The following is a 22310-nucleotide window of genomic DNA, read 5'->3' on the forward strand; positions in this document are numbered from 1 at the left end:
GCAGGTCAGGTTAGGTGTGCCTAAGTGATGCACCCCACCAGAGCTTGATCAGGACGCGGGTTGTCACCCTCCTCGGAATTACGCAACAATGGCGTTGTGAAAAACGCTGTGGGTTCGACGGGGCCTCCGCAGGAGGAGCTCGCGACCGGTGAGCGCTCCACGCGCAACCGGATCGCGCGGTCCGTCCTGGATCACGGCCCGTCCACCGCCGCCGATCTCGCGAAGCGCCTCGGTCTCACCCAGGCCGCCGTCCGCCGCCACCTCGATTCGCTCGTCGCCGAGAACGTCGTCGAGCCCCGCGAGCAGCGCGTGTACGGCACCAGGACCCGTGGCAGGCCCGCGAAGGTCTTCGCACTCACCGACTGTGGCAGGGACGCCTTCGACCAGTCCTACGACAAGCTCGCCGCCGACGCGCTGCACTGGATCTCCCAGGCGGCGGGCGGCGGTGAAAAGGGTGAGGCAGCGGTGGCCGCCTTCGCCCGTGCGCGGTTCGCCGCCCAGGCCGGGGCGTACCGCGAGGCGGTCGAGGCCGTCGCGCCCGAGGAGCGGACCGAGGCGCTTGCCAGGGCCTTGTCGGCCGACGGGTACGCTGCTACGGCGCGTAACGCACCGGTCGGAGAGCAGCTCTGCCAGCACCACTGCCCGGTCGCCCATGTCGCCGAGCAGTATCCGCAGCTGTGCGAGGCGGAGACCGAGTTCTTCTCCGAGCTGCTCGGGACGCATGTGCAGCGTCTGGCCACCATCGCCCACGGCGACGGGGTGTGCACGACGTTCATTCCGCGCAGTAGCAGCACAGCACAGACCACTCATTCAGCATCTGCAAGTACGGCCGGGAGGAACCCCGCATGACTCTCCCCACGGAGACTGCCCACCCCGAACTCGAGGGCCTGGGTACGTACGAATTCGGCTGGGCCGACTCCGACGCGGCCGGCGCCGCTGCCAAGCGCGGCCTCTCCGAGGACGTCGTACGCGACATCTCGGCGAAGAAGAACGAGCCGGAGTGGATGCTGAAGCTGCGGCTCAAGGGCCTCAAGCTGTTCGGCAAGAAGCCCATGCCGAGCTGGGGCTCCGACCTGTCGGGCATCGACTTCGACAACATCAAGTACTTCGTGCGGTCCACCGAGAAGCAGGCGGAGTCCTGGGAGGACCTGCCGGAGGACATCAAGAACACGTACGACAAGCTCGGCATCCCCGAGGCGGAGAAGCAGCGTCTGGTCGCCGGTGTCGCCGCGCAGTACGAGTCCGAAGTGGTCTACCACCAGATCAACGAGGAGCTCGAGAAGCAGGGTGTCATCTTCATGGACACCGACACCGCGCTGAAGGAGCACCCGGAGCTCTTCCAGGAGTACTTCGGCACGGTCATCCCGGTCGGCGACAACAAGTTCGCGTCGCTGAACTCGGCCGTGTGGTCCGGCGGATCGTTCATCTACGTACCCAAGGGTGTGCACGTCGACATCCCGCTCCAGGCCTACTTCCGCATCAACACGGAGAACATGGGCCAGTTCGAGCGGACGCTGATCATCGTCGACGAGGACGCCTACGTCCACTACGTCGAGGGCTGCACCGCCCCGATCTACTCCTCCGACTCGCTGCACAGCGCCGTCGTGGAGATCATCGTCAAGAAGGGCGGCCGCTGCCGCTACACGACGATCCAGAACTGGTCGAACAACGTCTACAACCTGGTCACCAAGCGCGCCGTGGCGTACGAGGGCGCGACCATGGAGTGGGTCGACGGCAACATCGGCTCCAAGGTGACGATGAAGTACCCGGCCGTCTACCTGATGGGCGAGCACGCCAAGGGCGAGACCCTGTCGATCGCCTTCGCGGGCGAGGGCCAGCACCAGGACGCCGGCGCCAAGATGGTCCACATGGCGCCGAACACCTCCTCCAACATCGTCTCCAAGTCGGTGGCGCGAGGCGGCGGCCGCACCTCCTACCGCGGTCTGATCGAGATCGGCGAGGGAGCCCCCGGCTCCAAGTCGAACGTGCTCTGCGACGCGCTGCTCGTCGACACGATCTCCCGCTCGGACACGTACCCGTACGTCGACGTGCGCGAGGACGACGTGTCCATGGGGCACGAGGCGACCGTCTCCAAGGTCTCCGAGGACCAGCTCTTCTACCTGATGAGCCGCGGCATGACCGAGTTCGAGGCCATGGCGATGATCGTGCGCGGCTTCGTCGAGCCGATCGCCAAGGAGCTGCCCATGGAGTACGCCCTGGAGCTGAACCGGCTGATCGAGCTGCAGATGGAGGGTTCGGTCGGCTGAGGCCCCCGTACCCCGCAGCGACTTACCTCACGACCCAGAGAGAGAGCACTACGACAGCCATGGCTGAGGCTCAGAACGCCCCCAAGGACCTCCGGCAAGCTACGGTCCAGGGGGGACCCCCACCGGTGGGTTCCACCACCGCCGGCTCGATCGCGGTGGCCGCCGAGTCCACCGTCGCCACGCGCATGAGTGCGCCTCCGTCGTACGACGTGGCGGCCTTCCCCGTCCCGCACGGCCGCGAGGAGGAATGGCGGTTCACCCCGCTGGACCGCCTGCGCGGGCTGCACGACGGGACCGCGGCCGCCGACGGCGGCATCCGCGTCGAGGTGACCGCCCCCGCGGGCGTCATCCAGGAGACGGTGGACCGTGACGACCCGCGTCTGGGCAAGGCCGGCAAGCCGGTGGACCGGGTCGCCGCCCAGGCGTACTCGTCGTTCGAGAAGGCCTCGGTCGTGACCGTCCCCAAGGAGACGGTCCTCGACGAGCCGATCCGCATCGCCGTGCACGGTGAGGGCGGGACCGTCTTCTCCCACCAGGTCGTGGAGCTGGGCGCCTTCGCCGAGGCTGTCGTCGTCATCGACCACACCGGTGACGCCGTGCTCGCCGCCAACGTCGACTTCGTCCTCGGCGACGGCGCGAAGCTGACCGTCGTCTCCGTGCAGGACTGGGACGACACGGCCGTGCACGTCGCGCAGCACAACGCGCTGATCGGCCGCGACGCCTCGTTCAAATCGGTCGTGGTGACCTTCGGCGGCGACGTCGTACGTCTCCACCCGCGCGTGAGCTACGCCGGCACCGGCGGCGAGGCCGAGCTGTTCGGCCTGTACTTCACCGACCGGGGCCAGCACCAGGAGCACCGCCTCCTCGTCGACCACAACGTGCCGCACTGCAAGTCGAACGTCGTCTACAAGGGCGCGCTCCAGGGCGAGGGCGCACATGCCGTGTGGATCGGTGACGTCCTCATCGAGGCCGCCGCCGAGGGCACCGACACGTACGAGATGAACCGCAACCTCGTCCTCACGGACGGCGCGCGCGTCGACTCGGTCCCCAACCTGGAGATCGAGACCGGCGAGATCGTCGGCGCCGGCCACGCCTCGGCGACCGGCCGCTTCGACGACGAGCAGCTCTTCTACCTCATGTCGCGCGGCATCCCGGCCGGTGAGGCCCGCCGCCTCGTCGTCCGCGGCTTCTTCGCGGAGCTCGTCCAGCAGATCGGTCTGCCCGACGTCGAGGAGCGCCTCCTCGCCAAGATCGACGCCGAGCTGGAGGCGTCCGTCTGATGGCCTTCGTCAAAGCCTGTGCGCTGAGCGAGCTGGAGGACGACACCCCGAAACGGGTGGAGCTCGACGGCACGCCGGTGTCCGTCGTCCGCACCGAGGGCGAGGTGTTCGCGATCCACGACATCTGCTCGCACGCGAACGTCTCCCTCTCGGAGGGCGAGGTGGAGGACTGCATGATCGAGTGCTGGCTGCACGGATCGAGCTTCGACCTCCGCACCGGCAAGCCCTCCGGCCTTCCCGCGACGCGCCCCGTCCCCGTATACCCCGTCAAGATCCAAGGGGACGATGTGCTCGTCTCCGTCACCCAGGAGTCCTGAGACACCCATGGCAACGCTTGAAATCCGCGACCTGCACGTTTCCGTCGAGGCCGACAACTCCACCAAGGAGATCCTCAAGGGCGTCGACCTGACCGTGAAGCAGGGCGAGACCCACGCCATCATGGGCCCCAACGGCTCCGGCAAGTCCACCCTCGCGTACTCGATCGCCGGTCACCCCAAGTACACGATCACCAGCGGCACCGTCACCCTCGATGGCGAGGACGTCCTGGAGATGTCCGTCGACGAGCGCGCCCGCGCCGGCATGTTCCTCGCCATGCAGTACCCGGTCGAGGTCCCCGGCGTCTCGGTCTCCAACTTCCTGCGTACGTCGGCGACGGCGATCCGCGGCGAGGCCCCCAAGCTGCGCACCTGGGTGAAGGAGGTCAAGTCCGCGATGGAGCAGCTCCAGATGGACCCGGCCTTCGCCGAGCGCAACGTCAACGAGGGCTTCTCCGGCGGTGAGAAGAAGCGTCACGAGATCCTTCAGCTGGAGCTCCTCAAGCCGAAGATCGCGATCCTCGACGAGACCGACTCCGGCCTCGACGTCGACGCCCTGCGCCAGGTCTCCGAGGGCGTCAACCGCGTCCACGCGAGCGGCGAGGTCGGCACGCTGCTGATCACGCACTACACGCGCATCCTGCGCTACATCAAGCCGGACTTCGTACACGTCTTCGCCAAGGGCAGGATCGTCGCGTCCGGTGGCCCGGAGCTTGCCGACAAGCTCGAGGCCGAGGGCTACGAGGAGTACACGAAGGGTGGCGTAACCGCGTGACACAGCTGCCGGGCCTTCTCGACACCGAGGCGATCCGCAAGGACTTCCCCCTGCTGGATCGTGTGGTCCACGACGGGAAGAAGATCGTTTACCTGGACAACGCGGCGACTTCGCAGAAGCCCCGCCAGGTACTCGACGCGCTGAACGCGTACTACGAGCAGAGCAACGCCAACGTCCACCGTGGCGTCCACGTGCTCGCCGAGGAGGCCACGGCGCTGTACGAGGGCGCCCGCGACAAGGTCGCCGCCTTCATCAACGCGCCGAGCCGCGACGAGGTCATCTTCACCAAGAACGCCTCGGAGTCGCTCAACCTCGTGGCGAACATGCTGGGCTGGGCCGACGAGCCCTACCGCGTGGACGCCGAGACCGAGATCGTCATCACGGAGATGGAGCACCACTCCAACATCGTGCCGTGGCAGCTGCTCTCGCAGCGCACGGGCGCGAAGCTGAAGTGGTTCGGCATCACCGACGAGGGCCGTCTCGACCTGTCGGACATCGACGAGGTCATCACCGAGAAGACGAAGATCGTCTCCTTCACGTTGGTCTCGAACATCATGGGTACGGTCAACCCGGTCGAGGCGATCATCCGCCGCGCCCAGGAGGTCGGCGCGCTGGTCTGCATCGACACCTCGCAGGCCGCACCGCACATGATCCTCGACGTACAGGCGCTCCAGGCCGACTTCGTGGCCTTCACCGGACACAAGATGGTCGGCCCGACCGGCATCGGTGTGCTCTGGGGACGCCAGGAGCTGCTGGAGGACCTCCCGCCGTTCCTCGGCGGCGGCGAGATGATCGAGACCGTGTCGATGAGTTCGTCGACGTACGCTCCGGCTCCGCACAAGTTCGAGGCGGGTACGCCCCCGATCGCCCAGGCCGTCGGCCTCGGTGCGGCCGTGGACTACCTCACCGCGATCGGCATGGACAAGATCGCGGCGCACGAGCACGCGATCACGGAGTACGCGATCAAGCGGCTCAAGGAGGTCGAGGGCCTGCGGATCATCGGCCCGACGACGGCCGAGGACCGCGGGGCGACGATCTCCTTCACGCTCGGCGACATCCACCCGCACGACGTGGGCCAGGTCCTCGACGAGCTGGGCATCGCGGTCCGGGTCGGACACCACTGCGCGCGGCCCGTCTGCCTGCGGTACGGAATTCCTGCGACCACGCGAGCGTCGTTCTATCTGTACTCCACGCCGGCCGAGGTCGATGCCCTCGTCGAGGGCCTGGAGCACGTCCGGAACTTCTTCGGCTGAAGGCTGGGATCGTGAAGCTTGATTCGATGTACCAGGAAGTCATCCTGGACCACTACAAGCACCCGCACGGGCGGGGCTTGCGGGACGGCGACGCCGAGGTGCACCACGTCAACCCGACGTGCGGCGACGAGATCACGCTCCGCGTGAAGTACGCCGGTGACACCGTCGAGGACGTCTCGTACGAGGGCCAGGGCTGCTCCATCAGCCAGGCCAGCGCCTCCGTGCTGAACGATCTGCTGGTCGGCAAGGAGCTGGCCGAGGCCCAGAAGATCCAGGCGACCTTCCTGGAGCTGATGCAGTCCAAGGGCCAGATCGAGCCGGACGACGCGATGGAGGAGGTGCTGGAGGACGCGGTCGCGTTCGCCGGTGTCTCGAAGTACCCGGCGCGTGTGAAGTGTGCTCTGCTGAGCTGGATGGCATGGAAGGACGCGACGGCCCAGGCACTGGGCGAGAGCGCCGAGAGGAAGACCGCATGAGCGAGAACACCGCGACACCCACCGAGACCGAGACCGTGACGACCAAGCCGGCCACCGAGGAGGAGGTCCGCGAGGCGCTGTACGACGTGGTCGACCCGGAGCTGGGTATCGACGTCGTCAACCTCGGTCTGATCTACGGCGTCCACATCGACGACTCGAACATCGCCACGCTCGACATGACGCTGACGTCCGCGGCCTGCCCGCTGACCGACGTCATCGAGGACCAGGCGAAGTCGGCGACCGAAGGCATCGTCAGCGAGCTGAAGATCAACTGGGTCTGGATGCCGCCGTGGGGCCCGGACAAGATCACGGACGACGGCCGCGAGCAGCTTCGCGCGCTCGGCTTCAACGTCTGAGACCAGCGGACCAGCGGTCCAGCAGATCCAGAGCAGGTCCAGCAGACCGGTACGCCCGGTCGGGAGGCCCCCGGCAAGCACCTGCCGGGGGCCTCTTCGCCGTGCTGCCGGGAGGAAGCAGCCGGCCGGAGTCACCGGTCCGGCGAGGACGCGGCCTCGGCGAGGACCGGGGCCAGGTTCTCCTTGCGGATGCGCTGGTCGACGTAGAGCAGACCGGTCACCAGCTGGGGGAAGGTGGTGGCGATGATCTGGCTGACGATGCCGCCCAGCAGGATGAACACCAGGTACGTCCCCATCGGGGCGACGACCTCCGTGACGCCGGGTTCGGGGCCGAGGTCCGCCATGCCGGGCATGCTCGACATCGCGCCGATGACCGTGAGCGGGAACTGGACGATGTAGCCCGCGACCATGGCGATGATCCAGGCCAGCATGGTGATGCCGAAGATCCGCCACCAGGAGCCCTTCACCAGCCGGGCCGAGCGGCGCAGCGCGGCGACGGGCCCCTGGGACTCGAAGACCACGGCGGCCGGAGTGAGGCTGAACAGCACCCACACCCAGACGGCCACCGGCATGGACGCGAGCACCAGGAGGAAGCCCAGGGCGGCCCAGGCTCCGGACGCGCCGTCCGAGACCAGGGAAACGATCAGGGCGACGTAACTGGCCGTGAACAGCGCCATGACGAGCGCCGCGGCGACCCAGGGCAGCAGCATCGCGCCGATCACGGAGGGCACCCGGGGCCGGGCGCGGCGCCACACCGTGCCGATCGTGGTACGGCGGCCGAGCACCGCGTCCTGGAGGACGGCGGGACAGGTGGCCATGACGGTCGCGGTGGTGACCACCATGGCCAGTACGGCGACGATCCACACCGCTCCGAAGGCGGCCGCCAGTGACCACGCGGCGTCGGAGTCGAGGGAGTCGCCGTACCGGTCGGAGTACGGACCGGAGCGGAAGACCTTCTCCAGGTCGTCGCGTGTCGCGGAGAACGCGACCGCCGCGGTCGCGGCCACCACCAGGAGCGCGCCGCCGTACGCCAGCGCGGCTATGCCGAACAGCTGCTTCCCGTACCGGCCCATCGTGGCGAACGTGCCGCCCAGCAGGTCCCCGAACTGGAGCGGGCCGAGCGGGACCACGCCCGGCTGCGGCGGCCGGGGCGGCGGCGTCCACCCGCCGCCCCGGCCGGGCGGCGGGGGTCCTCCGTACGGTCCGCCGCCGTGGGGGCCGTTCCAGCCCGAATCGTGCGCCACGTTCCCTCCGCTGTGCTCCGTGCCCTGACCGGGCGCTACACCGTAACCGGTGCCCGTGGCGGGTGGAGCGGCGCCGGGGGCACGGATGTGTACGGCCGTACACAACGATATGTACACTCGTACACATGCCTTGTGTACTGCTGGCCGCTGCCATCGCGGCGGAAGTGGCCGGGACCACGGCCATGAAGTACAGCGACGGCTTCACCAAGTTGTGGCCCTCGCTCGGCACCGCCGTCGGCTACCTGCCGGCCTTCACCCTGCTCGCGCAGACGCTCAAGACCATGTCGGTGGGCACCGCCTACGCGATCTGGGCGGGTGCCGGCACCGCGGCCGTCGCCGCCATCGGCACGTTCTTCCTCGGGGAGTCGGCGAACACCGTCGAGCTGGCGGGGATCGCCCTCGTCATCGTCGGAGTCGTCCTGCTCAACCTCGGCGGCGCGCACTGATGGCCCGCCGTCACGACCCCGGGCGCCGCCGGCGGATCATCGACGCCGCGATACGGGTCGTCAGGAGCAAGGGCATCGCGGGGCTGACCCACCGGTCGGCCGCGGCCGAGGCCGATGTGCCGCTCGGCTCGACGACGTACCACTTCAAGACCCTCGACGAGCTGATGGTCGCCGCGCTGCGGCAGGCCGGTGAGGGCTTCGCGAAGGCGGTGAGCGCACGTGGCGCCTTGGAAGACCCGCACGCCGATCTCGCGGACGAACTCGCCCGGCTGCTGGGGGAGTGGCTGTCCGGGGACCGTGCCGGAGTGGAGCTGGAGTACGAGCTCTACCTGGCCGCGCTGCGCCGGCCCGCGCTGCGCCCTGTCGCCGCCGAGTGGTGCGCGGGCCTGGCGGACCGGCTGGCGCGGCGCACCGACCCGGTCACGGCGCGGGCGCTGGTCGCGTTGATGGACGGGATCTGCCTCCAGGTGCTGCTGACCGGGACGGCGTACGACGCGGAGTACGCCCGCGAGCTGCTGGCCCGCGTCATCGGCTGGGACCGCGAACGGCGGCCGGCGCCGCCTCGATGCCCGCCGCGATCTCCGTGACCGGACAGCCGTGACCGGACGGAAGACCTCGCGGACCGTACGGTCGCGCTCCACCACCGGCGTCAGCCGCTTCAGCCGGCTCGTGCCCGCCGCGCCGGGCGTGCGGCGGTGTGCGTCGGGCCCGTCCCCGGCCCTCGCCCCCTCCTAGGGCTTCGGGAGGCACCGGCGCCCGCCATCCGGGACCGGTTCGCCTCGGCGTGCCGGTCCCGGTTAGCGTTCGGACATGACCGATACGACTGCTACTCGCACCACCGGCGCCGTCGCCGCCGGCCTCGCCACCCTCGCCGCGGACGGCACCGTCCTCGACACCTGGTTCCCCGCCCCCGAGCTCGTCGCCGAGCCGGGCCCCGCCGGCACCGAGCGCCTCACCGCCGAGCGCGCCGCCGAGCTGCTCGGCGCCGCCGCGCCGAAGACCGTCGGCCCCGACGCCCGCCGCGGCGTGGAGGTCGTCGCCGTCCGTACGGTCATCGCCTCGCTCGACGACAAGCCGCTGGACGCCCACGACGCGTACCTGCGCCTCCACCTCCTCTCGCACCGCCTGGTCCAGCCGCACGGCCAGAACCTGGACGGCGTCTTCGGCCTCCTCGCCAACGTCGCCTGGACCTCGCTCGGCCCGGTCGCCGTCGACCAGCTGGAGACGGTACGGCTGAACGCCCGCGCCGAGGGCCTGCACCTCCAGGTCACCTCGGTCGACAAGTTCCCGCGCATGACGGACTACGTCGCCCCCAAGGGCGTCCGCATCGCCGACGCCGACCGCGTCCGCCTCGGCGCGCACCTCGCCGAGGGCACCACCGTGATGCACGAGGGCTTCGTCAACTTCAACGCCGGCACGCTCGGCACCTCCATGGTCGAGGGCCGCATCTCCGCCGGGGTGGTCGTCGGCGACGGCTCCGACATCGGCGGCGGCGCGTCCACCATGGGCACCCTCTCGGGCGGCGGCAACGTCCGCATCACCATCGGCGAGCGCTGCCTGGTCGGCGCCGAGGCGGGTGTCGGCATCGCGCTCGGCGACGAGTGCGTCGTCGAGGCGGGCCTGTACGTGACGGCGGGCACCCGCGTCACGATGCCCGACGGCCAGGTCGTCAAGGCCCGCGAGCTGTCCGGCGCGAGCAACATCCTCTTCCGCCGCAACTCGGTGACCGGCACCGTCGAGGCCCGCCCGAACAACGCGGTCTGGGGCGGCCTGAACGACGTACTGCACAGCCACAACTGATCAGCTGCGGCCGTCTGATCAACGAGCGCCCTTCCACGGCCCCAGGACGGCCCGGGAGGGCGCTCGTGCGTGAGCAGCACCGCATGAGGAGTCCGGCAGGTGCCGACCGCTGTCGTCCTTGACCGCCTGGTCATGGACGAACAGGAGTTGCTCGAGGCCGTTCACTCTCCAGTAACGCTGAGCCATCGAGTCCGAGCTGCCGGAAGAGGGAGCGCCGCGCCGCCGGACGAAGCCGGCGTAGCGGGCGCGGCGTTCTCCGTGCGCGCCGTACTCGCCGCCGTGAACCGCACTCCGACGGGTGACCTCGCGTGACCTTTGGGCCGTTCGGGTGGATAGGCAGGTCGCCACATTGGAAGAGGAATCACAAGAGTCACGGTGAGGGAGCGGCATGAAGGAGCAGCAGGCACGGGCACTGGCCCGGTGGATCACCGGATGCGGTGCGGTACTCATGGCGGTGGGGCTGCCCGCCGGGGCGGCGCACGCAGACGAGACGCACAGGGACTCGCACAACGCGCCCCGTGTGATGCTCTTCTCCACCGGTCAGATCGACGATCCGGCGGAGGACGTGCTGGAGCACGCCGCGATCCTCGGACGGACCTACGTCTGGGACTGACCCGGCCCCGCCGGCCCTGCCGGTTCCGCGCATTCCGGGAGTTCTCCGTACGCCTTGAGCAGCCCGTCGACCGTGGCCGGGTCGGCGGGCTGCAGTGGTTCCCTGACCGGGCCCGCCGGCAGGCCGAGCGCGCCGAGCAGCCCTTTCGTGGTGACCGTGCCGGGCAGGCCCGACGCCATCGTCAGCGTGACGAGGGGCAGCGCGCGCAGGTGGGCGCGGGTGGCTCCCGCCGTGTCCCCGGCGTCGTACGCGTCGAGGACCGCCCGCATCGCGCGGGGCGCGGAGTTGGCGACCGTACTGACATAGCCGGCGCCGCCGATCGCGTAGAGCGGCAGGTTGAGCTCCTCGGAGCCCGAGTAGTACGCGAGGTCCGTCCGGGAGATGACGGTGGCGCTGCCCAGCAGGTCGTGCGCGCAGTCCTTCACCGCGGTGATGCGCGGATGGCGGGCGAGCCGCAGCATCGTCCCGGCCTCGATGCGGGTGCCGGTGCGGCCGGGGATGTCGTACAGCATCAGCGGGACGCCGACCGAGTCCGCGACCCGCAGGAAGTGCGCCTCCACGGCCTCCTGGGGCGGCCGGCTGTAGTACGGCGTGACGACCAGCAGCCCGTCGGCGCCCGCCCGTTCGGCCGCCCGCGCCAGCTCGACGGTGTGCCGGGTGTCGGCGTTCCCCACCCCGGCGAGGACCGCCGCCCGGTCGCCGACCGCCTCGCACACGGCCCGTACCAGCGCGCTCTTCTCGGCGTCGGTGGTGGTCGGGGACTCGCCGGTGGTGCCGTTCAGTACGAGACCTTCGCAGCCGCCGTCGGACACCAGGCGCTCCGCGAGCGACTGGGCGCCGTCCAGGTCCAGCGCGCCCCCGGGGGTGAAGGGCGTGATCATTGCGCACAGGGCGCGGCCGAAGGGGCCTGATGCTGTCATACGGTGAGTCTCGGCCGTCGGATGGTGAAGGTCCACTTAGATTTCCTTCGCGCAAGCGGTAAGCAAGGCTGAACATTCGGGGGTGCGTCGTGCGGTGTCTGGCATGATCGGCACTCCGCGGCCGACGGGATCGACGGCGCGGCCAGGGCGATGGAGGCGGCGGCGGGGGCGGACACCTGTCGCGGCACCGAGGCGGGGAGTAGGCGCATGAGCGTACGAAGAGCCGGGATCGCGACCGTACTGGCGTTCGCCGGAGCGGTGGTCCTGGGGGATGCGCCGGCTTTCTCGTACCGGACGGCGAGGGCGAACCGGAGCCGACGCCCACGGCGAAACCGGTTCCGGCGCACAGCGCCACCCCTTCGGCACCGTCCTCGCCCGGTTCCGCCGCGCGCGGGCCGGAGCGGCCCCCGGCGCCCCCGGCCTCCTCGGCGGGGACCCCGCCGGGCCGCTGTTCGTCCGGGCGCCCCGAGGTGTCCATGGGCGAGGTGCAGGCGGCCCTCGGCCACCGGGCCGTCGGACTCACCCTGACCAACTGCGGCAAGGAGCCCCACCAGGTCTACGGGTACCCCACCGTCCAGGCACTGGACCCCGACGGCAAGGTCCTCGACATCTGGGTGAACCGCGGTTCCTCGTACATGGGCCAGGACAAGGGCCCCGCCTCGGTGATCCTCGACCCGGGCGAGAGCGTGCGGTCGCTCCTTTCCTGGACGAGCAACCCCTCGGCCGGACGGCTGCGCCAGGCGTCCGCCCTCGCGATCGCCCCGGCCCCCGGCGGGGAAGCGCAGAAGTTTCCGCTGGAGGGCGAGATGCGCACCGTGGACGAACTCACCCTGACCGCCTGGAGCGCCGGGTCCGCCGGCTGACCGCCTGCCCTCCCGGCCTCAGAGGGCGAGCTTGAACCCCTCGTGGCTGCACGCGAATCCGAGCGAGGCGTAGAAGCGGTGCGCGTCGCTGCGCCGCTTGCCGCTGGTCAGCCGGACCAGCGTGCAGCCACGCTCGCGGGCCCGCTCGACGGCCCGCGTGACGAGCTCACGCCCGAGCCCCTCCCCGCGCCGGTCCGCCCTGACCCGTACCGCCTCGATGAGGGCCCGTTCGCCGCCGTGCTTGCCGAGGCCCGGTATGTACGTCGCCTGGAGGCAGCCCAGCACCGTGCCGGACTCGTCGGTCAGGACCAGCATCTCGTTGCGGCTGTCGCTGTCGATCGCCGCGAAAGCCCGCTCGTACGCCGCGTCGACGACGACCGACGCCGGATCGACGACCTTCTCCTCGTCCGCGAGGAGGGCGAGGACGGCGGGCAGGTCCTGGCGGGTGGCGGCACGGAAGATCATGGCCCGGATTCTGGCACAGCCGCGGTGGGCGGCCCGTTCGGCCTCGACCGGACTTCACGCCTCGGCACGGGGCACGGGGCACGGGGCGTGCCCCGGTGGTGCGCCGGACGGGGAGGAACCCCCGTGCCCGTGCGGAACGTACCGTCCGGCACACCTTCCCGGGCGTGACGGGCGGCGGAGTGAAGCGGTGCACGCCCGCGCCCGGCCTCGGCGCGGGCGTGCGGGGGATCGGAGACTACGGGCGGAAGCGCAGCACCTGCGGGTCGTGGTCGCTGTTCTGCTCGGCGAACTCCGCGTTGATGTGCACGCTGTCGTACGTGAAGTCCCTGATCGACGGGCTGGTCAGGATCTGGTCCAGGACCTGGCTGTTGCCCTGGAAGACGTACGAGTAACGCTCCGGGCGGGGCAGGGACTTGACCGCCGGGAAGAGCGCGCCGTCCGCCGTCAGCGCCTTCGTCGTCGCCGAGAACTCGAAGTCGTTGATGTCGCCCAGGACCAGGACGTCCGCGTTCCGCTGGGCCTTGAGGATGTCCTTGACGAAGGAGTTGACCGCCTCCGCCTGCTCCAGCCGCTTGACCTCCGACTTGCGCACCGGCGGCTGGTGGTGCGACGGCAGGCCCTCGTCGCCGCCCTTCGAGCCGAAGTGGTTGGCGATCACGAAGACCGTACGGCCGCGGAAGGTGAACTCGCCGGCGAGCGGCTTGCGGCTGTTCTCCCAGGCCGCGTTCGCCGGGTCGACGCGGCCGGGGGAGTGGGTCAGGGCCGCGCGGCCCTTCTCCCGTACGACACCGGTCGCGGTGGCGGCGTCACCGGCCCCGCGGTCGGTGAAGGAGACCCGCTCGGGGTTGAAGAGGAAGACCTGGCGGATGTTGCCGCCGGGCTCGCCACCGTCCTTGTCGTCGGCGGGGTCGACGGTGCGCCAGTCGTAGGACGGGCCGCCGGCCGCCGCGATCGCGGCCGTGAACTTCTTCAGCGTCTCCCCGGCGGAGACCGTACCGTCGTTCTTCGCGCCGTTGTCGTCCTGGATCTCCTCCAGGGCGAGGATGTCGGGCGAGGCGAGGTTGTCCACGACCGCCGCCGCCAGCGCGTCGAACTTCGCCTGCGGGTCGCCGGGGTCGAGGTTCTCGACGTTGTACGTCGCCACCGCCAGCTCGCCGCGGCGCTGCGGCCGGGTCGACTCGCGCTCCAGGCCGCGGTCGGTGACCGTGCCGAGGGTGCGGGCCGTGAGCGTGTAGCCGCCGTACTGGTTGAAGTCCAGGGGCCCTTCGGTCGTACCCGACAGCACGTCACCGACGTTCGCCTTGGGGAACGGCTGCTGGGAGACCGGGGCGAGCTGCTGGATCTGGAGCCGGCCGGTGTTCTGGGAGGTGTACGAGCCGTACACCGTGCCGCCGCGCCGGTTGTCATTCTCCTCCGGCTTCACCGTGACCCACAGCTCCGAGTGCGGGTCGGTCGCGCCGACCACGCGCGACGAGCCGATGCGGATGTTGCTGCCCTCCAGCGACTCGTAGTAGTCGAGGGCGTACGCCGACGGGTCCAGCGGCAGCGCGTTGATGCTGCCGCCCGCCGCCGGGTCGCCTTCGGGGGCGTACGCGGCGGGGACGGACTTCGCCGAGACGGCGACCGGCGCGGGCAGCGCGTTGCCCGAGGAGACCACGGTCACGGCCGGCCTGGAGATCTGGGTGAGCGACTGGTTGCCGGACGAGGTGCCGCCGGGGACGTACTCGCCGACCGTGCCCGACACCTTGACGGCGTCGCCGACGGCGACGGTCGGCGCGGAGCTGGTGAAGACGAAGACGCCCTCGCTGGTGGCGGCGTCGGCGTCGGCCCGCGGGTCCTGGAACCAGAAGCCCTTCGAGCCGTACGTCCGCACACCCGTGACGATGCCGGACACGTCGGTGACCTGCTGTCCCACGAGCGGGGATATCCGGGTGGTGCCCTGGATGTCGTGGATCCGCACCTCGGCGGTGGCGGACGCGGATGCGGAGGCCGAGCCCGCCAGCAGTCCGCCTGCCAGTGCGGTGGCTACGACGGCCGCGACTGCGGCGGATCTCGGGAGGGAGGAGGAACGGGCTGTCATCACGTGGCTCCGAGTGCGAGGGATGAGGGGGGCCGAACGAGGTTCTACGCGCGTCAATCTCTTGTGTGGGCCCGGGGATTGTCAAGGGGCGCCGGGTGTACGGATCTTGACGGGTACATGAACCCGGTGGCATGGGGGCAAATACGTCTACGCTGGGGGCCGCCCGACCCGCACGCGCCCGAGGAGAACCCCCAGATGTCCGGAGAACGCCCCACCCTGCCGCCGGTGCGGCTCCACTCCGACGCAGAGCTGGCGCGTGAGGCGCTCACCTCGCCCCTGCTCGCGCGCGCCGCGCGGCTCGCCCGGTGGGCGGGGCCCGCTACCCGGGTCGGCGCGGGCGGTGAACTCGTCGACGAGCAGCTGCCCGAGGCCGCCGAACACCTCGGCCTCGCCGCAGACGAGGACGGTGCGGCCGAGGCGAGCGAGGCCTGGCGGCTCGCCGTCGACGCGGGACTTGTCGAGGTGACGGACCCCGGTGAGGGCGCCGACGGCTCGGACGGCTCGGACGGCTCCGAGGGCGGCTCCGGAGCCACGGGGACCGCCACGGCCGGCGAGAACCTGGCGCTGCTCACCTCCGGGAGCCCCCAGGACGTACTCGCCATCTGGCTCGACGCCTTCGACGCCGTCTTCGCCGACGCCACCGCGCCCGTCCTGGACGACCTCGCCGGAGTCATCGGCGAGGACGGGCAGATCGACTTCGAGGCGCTGGAGTGGGACCCGGAGGCGGAGGCCGAGTTCCTGGAGGGCGTACTCGGCAACCTGTATCTGCTGACCGTCTCCGAGGGGGTGGCGGACGGGCCGGTGCCGCTGCCCGCGCTCGCCGCCTCGATGATCGTGCCCGACGACATGGGCGAGCCCACCGACGACGTACTGGAGCAGGTGTCGGACGCGATGATGCGCCTCGACGACCAGTTCAGGGTGCTGGAGCCGATCGGGCTCGTCACCTACCAGCCGGTCGACGAGGCGCTGATGGCGGAGGAGGGCACGGAGCCCGAGCCGCCCGCCGACGACGAGGACGTCTCCCGGTACGGAATGGTCGCGCTCACCCCGCTCGGTCTGTACGGGGTACGGGCCCGCATGCTTGAAGCGGGCGTCGACGCGCCCGCCGTCGGCGATCTCGCCGAGAAGGGTGCGGAGGCGCTGCTCGACGGCATCGCGTACTTCCCCGAGGCGTCGGCCGGCGCCGAGACCCAGCTGTGGCTCGGCCGTCGCGAACCGGTCGCGGCGGCACGGGAGTTGCTCGCCGCCGCGCGCGGCTCCGACACCGGTGCGCCGCTGCGCAGGCTCCGCAGCCAGCAGGCGCTGTCGCTGGTCGGCCCGGAGGCGGAGGGCGCGGTCCGCGAGGTGCTCGACGACGCGGAACTGGGCGGTCTGGCCCGGGTCTGGCTCGCCGAGCACGGCGCTTCGGACGTGCCGCCGCCGCCCGAGGAGATGGTCTTCTGGCTCGCGATCGACACCATCGCCGCGCAGCTCGACGTGGACGGCGAACCGGACGAGCTCCAGGGGCTGGTGGCGGGCCTGACCGGGCGGCACAGCGGCTTCTTCGACGCGGCCTGGCGGGTGGAGCACCCGGCGACGGCGGACGTCCTGGAGGCGATGGGGCGGCTGCACCCGGACAAGAAGGCGGCGAAGGAGGCGCGGAAGGCGGCGTTCAAGGCGAGGTCGCGCAGGTCGGGTTGAGGAGCCCGGGGCCCGGGGTGCGGATGCGGGTGCCCCTGCGCGGCCTGCCCGCCCCGCCCTGGCCCGAGAGGCAAGGTCCCCTGGCCCCTGGCCCCCGGGTCCCCGGACCCTTTGGCTCCTGGGCCTCTGGGCTCCTGGCCCCGGGCCCTCGGGCTTGCGGGCCCTCGGGCTTCCGGGCCCTGGGTCTCTTGGTCCCCGGGACGTGCTCCGGGCGTGTCCTCGATCTCCCCCGGACTTCGTCCGGGGCCCCGGCGGGCCGGAAAGTCCAGCTTCTCCGGTGATCGGGGAGCGGGGTCCAGGTCGGTGCCCCCCTGTGGCGGAGCCGCGAAGCGTCACAGCGGGAAGGCGCCGGGTGGGGACAGGCCCCGCAGGACCACCCGCACCCACCCCCGTCGGCCTCAAGTCCGGAGGTGGGACGCCCCGTTGAGGTCCAGCACCGCCCCCGAGGACCACTCCGCACCCGGCGACGCCAGCCACACCACCGCGCCCGCGATCTCCTCCGCCGACGCCACCCGCCCGAACGGGCTCTGCGCCCGGATCGCCTCGCCCTCCGCCCCGCTCAGCCGGTCCGCCACGCGCTCGGTGTCGAAGAATCCCGGCGCTACGGACGCCACCCCGATGCCGTACGGCGCGAGGGAGACCGCCAGCGACTGGCCGAGCGCGTGCACCGCCGCCTTCGTCGCTCCGTACGCCGGGTGGTCCGGCTCCCCCCGGAAGGCGCCGCGCGAGCCGATGTTGACGATCCGGCCGCCCGTGCCCTGGTCGATCATGCGGCGGGCCGCGAGATGGCTGAGATTGGCCGTGGCGAGCAGGTTGACGGCCACGTGGCGCTGCCATGCGGCCGCCCACTCGTCGTACGGCGTCTCGGCAAGGGGGTGGCGTTCGTTGACGGCGGCGTTGTTCACCAGGATGTCGATGCCGCCGAGCCCCTCCGCCGCCAGGTCCGCCACGGCGGCCGCGCCCGCCGGGTCGGACAGGTCGCCGCCGGCCAGCACATGGCCCGTACCCGCGAGTCCTCCGAGGGTGCGCTCGGCGTCCTCGCGCCGGGAGCCGTAGTGGACCGCGACGCGGTCGCCGCCCGCCGCGAAGGCGTGGGCGACGGCGCGGCCGAGACCGCGCGAGGCGCCGCTGACGAGGACGCGGCGGCCGGAGGGGGGCGGTTGCGGGGGCAGGTGCATGACGGTGGCCTCTCGGGCGTCGGACGCTGTTCAGTCCTCGTTTATACGCGCGCGGGAGTCTGGGGCCGAAAACACGTGCCCCTCACGGGCCTCAGGAGGTACGCATGACGATCACCCGCAGGGACTTCGCCAGACGCTCCGCGCTCACGGGCGCCTCGGTCGCGCTCGTCGGCAGCGTCGGCGCGCTCGCCACCGCCCCCGGAGCCCTCGCCGCCGACGACCCGGCGGAGGGCGAGGGCTTCGACGGCGAGACCGGAAAGGACCGGCGCGACCCCGGCTACGGGCCGCTCGTCCCCGATCCCGAGGGCGTCGTCGCCCTGCCCGCGGGTTTCTCGTACCGGATCATCACGCACTCCGGTGTCACCAGGCTGGAGTCCGGCGAGTACACGCCGTCCAACCACGACGGCACCGCGACCTTCGAGGGCCCGCGCGGTGTGACGCTCCTCGTCAACAACCACGAGCTCAAGGGCGCGCGCTCCAAGTGGAAGCACCCCGTGCCGCTCGCCGAGGGCCTGGTGTACGACCCGGCCGCGTCCGGCGGCTGCACGGTCGTCGAGGTGCACCGCGGCGGCGAGGTCGCCGAGTGGGTCGGCATCGCGGGGACCTCGACCAACTGTGCGGGCGGGCGCACCAGTTGGGGCACCTGGCTGACCTGCGAGGAGAACTCCGACCGGGCCGGCGAGAACGGCATGACCAGGGACCACGGCTACGTCTTCGAGGTCGACCCCTACGACCGCCGGGCGAACCTCGACCCCCGGCCCGTCAAGGCCTTCGGTCGCTTCGACCACGAGGCCGTCGTCATCGACCCCAAGCGCGGCCACGCCTACCTCACCGAGGACGACTCGGCCCCCAACGGGCTGCTCTTCCGCTGGGTCCCGCCGCACGGCTTCAAGCACGGCCGCGGACAGCTCCGCAAGCTCGCCGACGACGCGGGCATCCTCCAGGCCACCCGGTGCTTCGACTCCGGCGGCCGGTTCGTCGACGACCTGTCGCGCGCCACGCGCATCGGCACCGTCTACGGCGTCGACTGGATCGACGTACCCGACCGGGACGGCAGGACGGTCCCGGTGCGCGAGCAGTTCGACGACGGGGACATCACGCGCGCCCGGAAGCTGGAAGGCATGTGGTGGGCCGACGGCGGCGCGTACATCGTCTCGTCGTACGCCCGTGACGAGAGCCCCGGCGAGCCGCACGACGGCCAGGTGTGGTTCTACGACCCCAAGCGCCGCACGCTCACGCTGAAGGTGCTGCTCGGTACGGGCGGGCAGTTCGACGGCCCCGACAACATCACCGTCTCGCCGTACGGCGGCCTGGTCATCGCCGAGGACGGCGACGGCGGCCAGCACCTCTTCGGCGCCACGGAGAGCGGCCGTACGTACCCGATCGCCCGCAACGAGCTCAACGTGGGGAGCGAGGCCGAGCCCAGGTTCAGCGAGTTCGCCGGGGTCGTCTTCTCGCCCGACGGGAAGACGCTCTACGCCAACATCCAGAACCCGGGCATCCTGCTCGCCATCACCGGTCCGTGGCGGCGCCGTCGCCCTCACTGACCGCGAGGAGTTCGGCCAGGTCCTCCTCGTGCTCGCGGATCAGGCCGGCCGCGGGCTCCTGCTCCCACCACGGCACGGGGGCGGCCCGCTCCGCGCACCAGGCGAGGGCCTCGGGCATGCTCGGCCGGTCGGCGGGGGCGGCGGCCAGGCAGCGGGCGAGGAAGCCGGGCCACTCGGTCCCCGGCACGCCGAGGAGGTCGGGGGCGTCGTGCAGGGTCCGGTGGGCCACCTGTCCGGCGCTGCCCGACCCGAACGGGTTGCGCCCCGTACTGGACAGCGCGAGGAGCGCCCCCAGTGCGAACACGTCGGCGGGCGTGTCCGCCCGGCTGCCCGGTGTCAGCTCCTCGGGGGCGACGAACCCGAGGAAACCGGAGTCGGCCGGGTTCAGCCCGGCGGAGCGGCCGGCCGTGCCGAAGTCGACGATCTTCGGGCCCCGGTGGGTGATCAGGACATGGGCGGGCTTGAGGTCGAGGAGGGCGGGCCCCGCGCCGTGGATGGCGGACAGGGCCACGGCGAGCGCCGAGCCGAACGTGCCGAGGTCGGCGGGGCCCAGCGGTCCGGTCGTGGTGACGGCCTCGACGATCGGGGGCCCCACGCAGAACTCGGAGGCCAGCCAGGGCCGCTGGTCCTCCGTGCCGGCGTCCAGCACCGTCGCGGTGAAGGGGCCCCCGACCCGGAGGGCGGCGGCGGCCTCGCGGCGGAACCGCTCACGAAAGCGCGGGGCGGCGGTCAGGTGGTCGTGGACGGTCTTGAGGGCCACCAGCCGCCCGGCGGGGTTCCGCGCCAGGTGGACACGGCCCGTACCGCCCTCTCCGATCAGGGAGACGGTGCGATACTCCGCGCGCTCGGCCATGCCGTGGTCCCTCCCGGTCGTACGGTCACCGGTCGTCCGGCCCGTCCAGTGGTGACGATCACGGTCATGGTCGCGACCTCGTTCGCGACCAGTGTCCCGGACATCGTCTGCGACGCGTACGGGGGCCTGTCGGTTGCCGAGGCTTCGCGGCAGGCCCGCCGGGACCGCTCCTCGCCGACTGCTCCTCGCGGACCGCTCGCCGGCGCGGCCGTCGCGGACGGCGGGATGTGAAACCCCGGTGACAGGGCGTGGAGCCCCCGAACGAGGCCCGGTTGACGGTGAACATTCCGGCCCGCTCCCGGAATCTCGCTGGGTGCCGAGCCGGTCACACTCCGTCCGGAACGCCTGGTCGGCACGTGTCCACCGACCCGGTCCCGGGTGACCCGGGGTGAAGTGATCATGGACGGGCATGGCGTGGCGGCCTCCCGGGGCGCATACTCTCAACTAATGACAAAGTCAGCCGGAGCCCGGCGCTACCTGCCGTCCAGTCCCTTCAACGTCCCGGCCGCGGACGCCCCCCCGATCGAGGTTTTCGAGGTGGGCGACCGGGTCTCGCATGATCAGTTCGGACTCGGGAGGGTCATCGCAATCGAGGGTGATGCGGCGGTTCTCATCGACTTCGCGGGCCGGCAAGGCCGCATCCTGAGCCCTTTCACCAAGCTGACCAAGCTCTAGTTCCCTCCGGCGCGCGAGCGCTAGAGGGCCTGGGCTGCCGGCTTGACCATGCCGCGAACGGTGCGACTCTTCACGAAGTCGCCCATCGCGGTCATTTCCCATTCTCCCGAGAACTGCTTGATCAGCTTCGCCATCATCACTCCCGTCTGCGGCTCGGCGCCCGTCAGGTCGAAGCGGACCAGTTCCTCACCGGTCGCCGCGTCCAGCAGACGGCAGTAGGCCTTGGCCACGTCGGTGAACTTCTGTCCCGTAAAGGAGTTCACCGTGAACACCAGGCCCGTAGCCTCCGCGGGGATGCGGCCGAGGTCGACGGTGATCACCTCGTCGTCGCCCGCGCCCTCACCGGTGAGGTTGTCCCCGGAGTGCTTGACGGCGCCGTTCAGGATCGACAGCTTGCCGAAGTAGCAGCTGTCCAGGTGCTTGCGGTTCCCGTTGTAGGCGATGACGGACGCGTCCAGGTCGATGTCCTTGCCCCGGAACGCCGGCTCCCAGCCGAGGCCCATCTTGACCTGGGACAGCAGCGGGCGGCCTGCCTTGACCAGGGAGACCGTCTGGTTTTTCTGGAGGCTGACCCGGCCCTTGTCGAGGTTGATCTTGCCGCTCGCGGCGGGAGCCGGGGCAGCGGGCGGGGCGGGGGGAGCCGCAGGGGCCGCGGTCCTCGGATCGGCCGCCCGGGGCGCGGGCGGCGCCGCGGCCGCCTGGGCGGGGGCGGCCGCCTCGGGCTCCTCCACCGAGACGCCGAAGTCCGTGGCGATACCGGCGAGTCCGTTCGCGTACCCCTGGCCGACCGCGCGCACCTTCCACGCGCCGTTGCGGAGGTAGATCTCGACGACCACCAGCGCCGTCTCGGAGCCGAGTTGGGGCGGGGTGAACGTGGCGATCACCGCGCCGTCGTCGGCGCCCCGCACGGTGGCGGTGGGCTCGATGCCCTGGAAGGTCTGGCCCGCGGCGTCGGGGCTCGCCGTGACCACGATCTTCTCGATGCCCGGCGGGACCGCCGCGGTGTCCACCACGATCGCGTCGGGGGCGGTGCCGCCTCCGGAGCGGTAGGTGACACCGGGGCCCGTCGGCTGGTTGTAGAAGATGAAGTCGTCGTCGGAGCGCACCTTGCCGTCGGCGGTGAGCAGCAGGCCCGATACGTCGAGCCGCACCGGGGCGGCAACGTCCACGGCCACGCGGGCGGTGGGAAGCGGAATGTTCGAGCCGGGTGTCATTGCGGTCATGA

24 protein-coding genes are annotated in these 22310 nt (G+C 71.2%); 17 read left to right on the forward strand and 7 right to left on the reverse strand.

Annotation, left to right across the window (positions count from 1 at the left end):
- The first annotated feature begins 96 nt into the window (after nucleotides 1–96).
- The 8 genes from BN1555_RS24565 to BN1555_RS24600 are packed head-to-tail and all read left to right on the forward strand — an operon-like array spanning nucleotide 97 to nucleotide 6721.
- On the forward strand, nucleotides 97–849 hold the full coding sequence (locus BN1555_RS24565; protein WP_093801405.1) for a helix-turn-helix transcriptional regulator: 753 nt from the start codon (nucleotides 97–99) through the stop codon (nucleotides 847–849).
- On the forward strand, nucleotides 846–2267 hold the full coding sequence (gene sufB / locus BN1555_RS24570) for a Fe-S cluster assembly protein SufB (protein WP_093801406.1): 1422 nt from the start codon (nucleotides 846–848) through the stop codon (nucleotides 2265–2267). The genes BN1555_RS24565 and sufB overlap by 4 nt, the downstream gene beginning before the upstream one ends.
- Nucleotides 2268–2326: 59 nt before the next feature.
- On the forward strand, nucleotides 2327–3547 hold the full coding sequence (gene sufD, locus BN1555_RS24575; RefSeq protein ID WP_255306145.1) for a Fe-S cluster assembly protein SufD: 1221 nt from the start codon (nucleotides 2327–2329) through the stop codon (nucleotides 3545–3547).
- A complete protein-coding gene (locus BN1555_RS24580; RefSeq protein ID WP_093801408.1) occupies nucleotides 3547–3864 on the forward strand; it encodes a non-heme iron oxygenase ferredoxin subunit in 318 nt (105 codons plus the stop codon). Before sufD ends, BN1555_RS24580 begins: the two co-directional genes overlap by 1 nt.
- Nucleotides 3865–3871: 7 nt before the next feature.
- Entirely contained in the window at nucleotides 3872–4636 is a 765-nt protein-coding gene (sufC, locus tag BN1555_RS24585; RefSeq protein WP_093801409.1) for a Fe-S cluster assembly ATPase SufC, read from the forward strand.
- The gene (locus tag BN1555_RS24590; protein WP_093801410.1) at nucleotides 4633–5889 is read left to right on the forward strand and encodes a cysteine desulfurase; all 1257 of its coding nucleotides are present in this window, start codon (nucleotides 4633–4635) and stop codon (nucleotides 5887–5889) included. The genes sufC and BN1555_RS24590 overlap by 4 nt, the downstream gene beginning before the upstream one ends.
- Nucleotides 5890–5900: 11 nt before the next feature.
- Complete coding sequence (sufU, locus tag BN1555_RS24595; protein WP_093801411.1) at nucleotides 5901–6365, forward strand: Fe-S cluster assembly sulfur transfer protein SufU; 465 nt, start codon at nucleotides 5901–5903, stop codon at nucleotides 6363–6365.
- Nucleotides 6362–6721: a metal-sulfur cluster assembly factor gene (locus BN1555_RS24600; RefSeq protein ID WP_093801412.1), complete on the forward strand. Its 360-nt coding sequence runs from the start codon at nucleotides 6362–6364 to the stop codon at nucleotides 6719–6721. Before sufU ends, BN1555_RS24600 begins: the two co-directional genes overlap by 4 nt.
- A gap of 131 nt (nucleotides 6722–6852) precedes the next feature.
- On the opposite strand, the gene BN1555_RS24605 is transcribed toward BN1555_RS24600, so the two are convergent.
- Entirely contained in the window at nucleotides 6853–7965 is a 1113-nt protein-coding gene (locus BN1555_RS24605) for a DUF7847 domain-containing protein (RefSeq protein WP_093801413.1), read from the reverse strand.
- A gap of 125 nt (nucleotides 7966–8090) precedes the next feature.
- Between BN1555_RS24605 and BN1555_RS24610 the strand changes: the two genes are divergently transcribed.
- The 4 genes from BN1555_RS24610 to BN1555_RS24625 all read left to right on the forward strand — a co-directional run bounded on the left by BN1555_RS24610 (nucleotide 8091) and on the right by BN1555_RS24625 (nucleotide 10824).
- Nucleotides 8091–8411: a DMT family transporter gene (locus BN1555_RS24610; protein WP_093801414.1), complete on the forward strand. Its 321-nt coding sequence runs from the start codon at nucleotides 8091–8093 to the stop codon at nucleotides 8409–8411.
- Entirely contained in the window at nucleotides 8411–8998 is a 588-nt protein-coding gene (locus BN1555_RS24615; RefSeq protein ID WP_093801415.1) for a TetR/AcrR family transcriptional regulator, read from the forward strand. Before BN1555_RS24610 ends, BN1555_RS24615 begins: the two co-directional genes overlap by 1 nt.
- Before the next feature lie 223 nt (nucleotides 8999–9221).
- Nucleotides 9222–10211, forward strand: a complete 990-nt coding sequence (gene dapD, locus BN1555_RS24620; protein WP_093801416.1) for a 2,3,4,5-tetrahydropyridine-2,6-dicarboxylate N-succinyltransferase — start codon at nucleotides 9222–9224, stop codon at nucleotides 10209–10211.
- A 388-nt stretch (nucleotides 10212–10599) separates the two neighbouring features.
- The gene (locus BN1555_RS24625; RefSeq protein WP_093801417.1) at nucleotides 10600–10824 is read left to right on the forward strand and encodes a hypothetical protein; all 225 of its coding nucleotides are present in this window, start codon (nucleotides 10600–10602) and stop codon (nucleotides 10822–10824) included.
- Here the strand turns inward: BN1555_RS24625 and dapA are convergent.
- The gene (gene dapA, locus BN1555_RS24630; protein WP_093803616.1) at nucleotides 10809–11744 is read right to left on the reverse strand and encodes a 4-hydroxy-tetrahydrodipicolinate synthase; all 936 of its coding nucleotides are present in this window, start codon (nucleotides 11742–11744) and stop codon (nucleotides 10809–10811) included. The two genes, BN1555_RS24625 and dapA, sit on opposite strands and share 16 nt — an antisense overlap.
- A gap of 476 nt (nucleotides 11745–12220) precedes the next feature.
- On the opposite strand from dapA, the gene BN1555_RS24635 reads away from it, so the two are divergent.
- Nucleotides 12221–12607: a DUF4232 domain-containing protein gene (locus BN1555_RS24635; protein ID WP_255306146.1), complete on the forward strand. Its 387-nt coding sequence runs from the start codon at nucleotides 12221–12223 to the stop codon at nucleotides 12605–12607.
- Nucleotides 12608–12625: 18 nt separating this feature from the next.
- Here the strand turns inward: BN1555_RS24635 and BN1555_RS24640 are convergent, their stop codons facing one another.
- Together BN1555_RS24640 and BN1555_RS24645 are read right to left on the reverse strand one after the other, a co-directional pair.
- Nucleotides 12626–13072 carry a GNAT family N-acetyltransferase gene (locus BN1555_RS24640; RefSeq protein WP_093801418.1) on the reverse strand — a complete coding sequence of 149 codons (447 nt, stop codon included), beginning with the start codon at nucleotides 13070–13072 and terminating at the stop codon, nucleotides 12626–12628.
- Between the two features lie 235 nt (nucleotides 13073–13307).
- Nucleotides 13308–15152 carry an endonuclease/exonuclease/phosphatase family protein gene (locus tag BN1555_RS24645; protein WP_093801419.1) on the reverse strand — a complete coding sequence of 615 codons (1845 nt, stop codon included), beginning with the start codon at nucleotides 15150–15152 and terminating at the stop codon, nucleotides 13308–13310.
- A 195-nt stretch (nucleotides 15153–15347) separates the two neighbouring features.
- Between BN1555_RS24645 and BN1555_RS24650 the strand changes: the two genes are divergently transcribed.
- Nucleotides 15348–16832, forward strand: a complete 1485-nt coding sequence (locus tag BN1555_RS24650) for a hypothetical protein (protein WP_093801420.1) — start codon at nucleotides 15348–15350, stop codon at nucleotides 16830–16832.
- Nucleotides 16833–17230: 398 nt separating this feature from the next.
- Here the strand turns inward: BN1555_RS24650 and BN1555_RS24655 are convergent, their stop codons facing one another.
- A complete protein-coding gene (locus BN1555_RS24655) occupies nucleotides 17231–18010 on the reverse strand; it encodes an SDR family NAD(P)-dependent oxidoreductase (RefSeq protein ID WP_093801421.1) in 780 nt (259 codons plus the stop codon).
- A 104-nt stretch (nucleotides 18011–18114) separates the two neighbouring features.
- Here BN1555_RS24655 and BN1555_RS24660 point away from each other — a divergent pair, with 104 nt between their 5' ends.
- Nucleotides 18115–19557, forward strand: a complete 1443-nt coding sequence (locus tag BN1555_RS24660) for an alkaline phosphatase PhoX (RefSeq protein WP_093801422.1) — start codon at nucleotides 18115–18117, stop codon at nucleotides 19555–19557.
- Here BN1555_RS24660 and BN1555_RS24665 read toward each other — a convergent pair.
- Nucleotides 19523–20410 (reverse strand): protein kinase domain-containing protein, encoded by an 888-nt coding sequence (locus BN1555_RS24665; protein ID WP_176710119.1) that lies wholly within the window; start codon nucleotides 20408–20410, stop codon nucleotides 19523–19525. The two genes, BN1555_RS24660 and BN1555_RS24665, sit on opposite strands and share 35 nt — an antisense overlap.
- 66 nt (nucleotides 20411–20476) lie before the next feature.
- On the opposite strand from BN1555_RS24665, the gene BN1555_RS39110 reads away from it, so the two are divergent.
- A complete protein-coding gene (locus tag BN1555_RS39110; protein WP_176710120.1) occupies nucleotides 20477–20641 on the forward strand; it encodes a hypothetical protein in 165 nt (54 codons plus the stop codon).
- Between the two features lie 216 nt (nucleotides 20642–20857).
- Entirely contained in the window at nucleotides 20858–21085 is a 228-nt protein-coding gene (locus BN1555_RS24670) for a hypothetical protein (RefSeq protein ID WP_093803617.1), read from the forward strand.
- 20 nt (nucleotides 21086–21105) lie between these two features.
- On the opposite strand, the gene BN1555_RS24675 is transcribed toward BN1555_RS24670, so the two are convergent.
- Nucleotides 21106–22308: a TerD family protein gene (locus tag BN1555_RS24675; RefSeq protein ID WP_176710121.1), complete on the reverse strand. Its 1203-nt coding sequence runs from the start codon at nucleotides 22306–22308 to the stop codon at nucleotides 21106–21108.
- Nucleotides 22309–22310 lie beyond the last annotated feature (2 nt).

Source organism: Streptomyces sp. Wb2n-11 (assembly GCF_001049855.1).
GTDB classification, from domain to species: domain Bacteria; phylum Actinomycetota; class Actinomycetes; order Streptomycetales; family Streptomycetaceae; genus Streptomyces; species Streptomyces altiplanensis.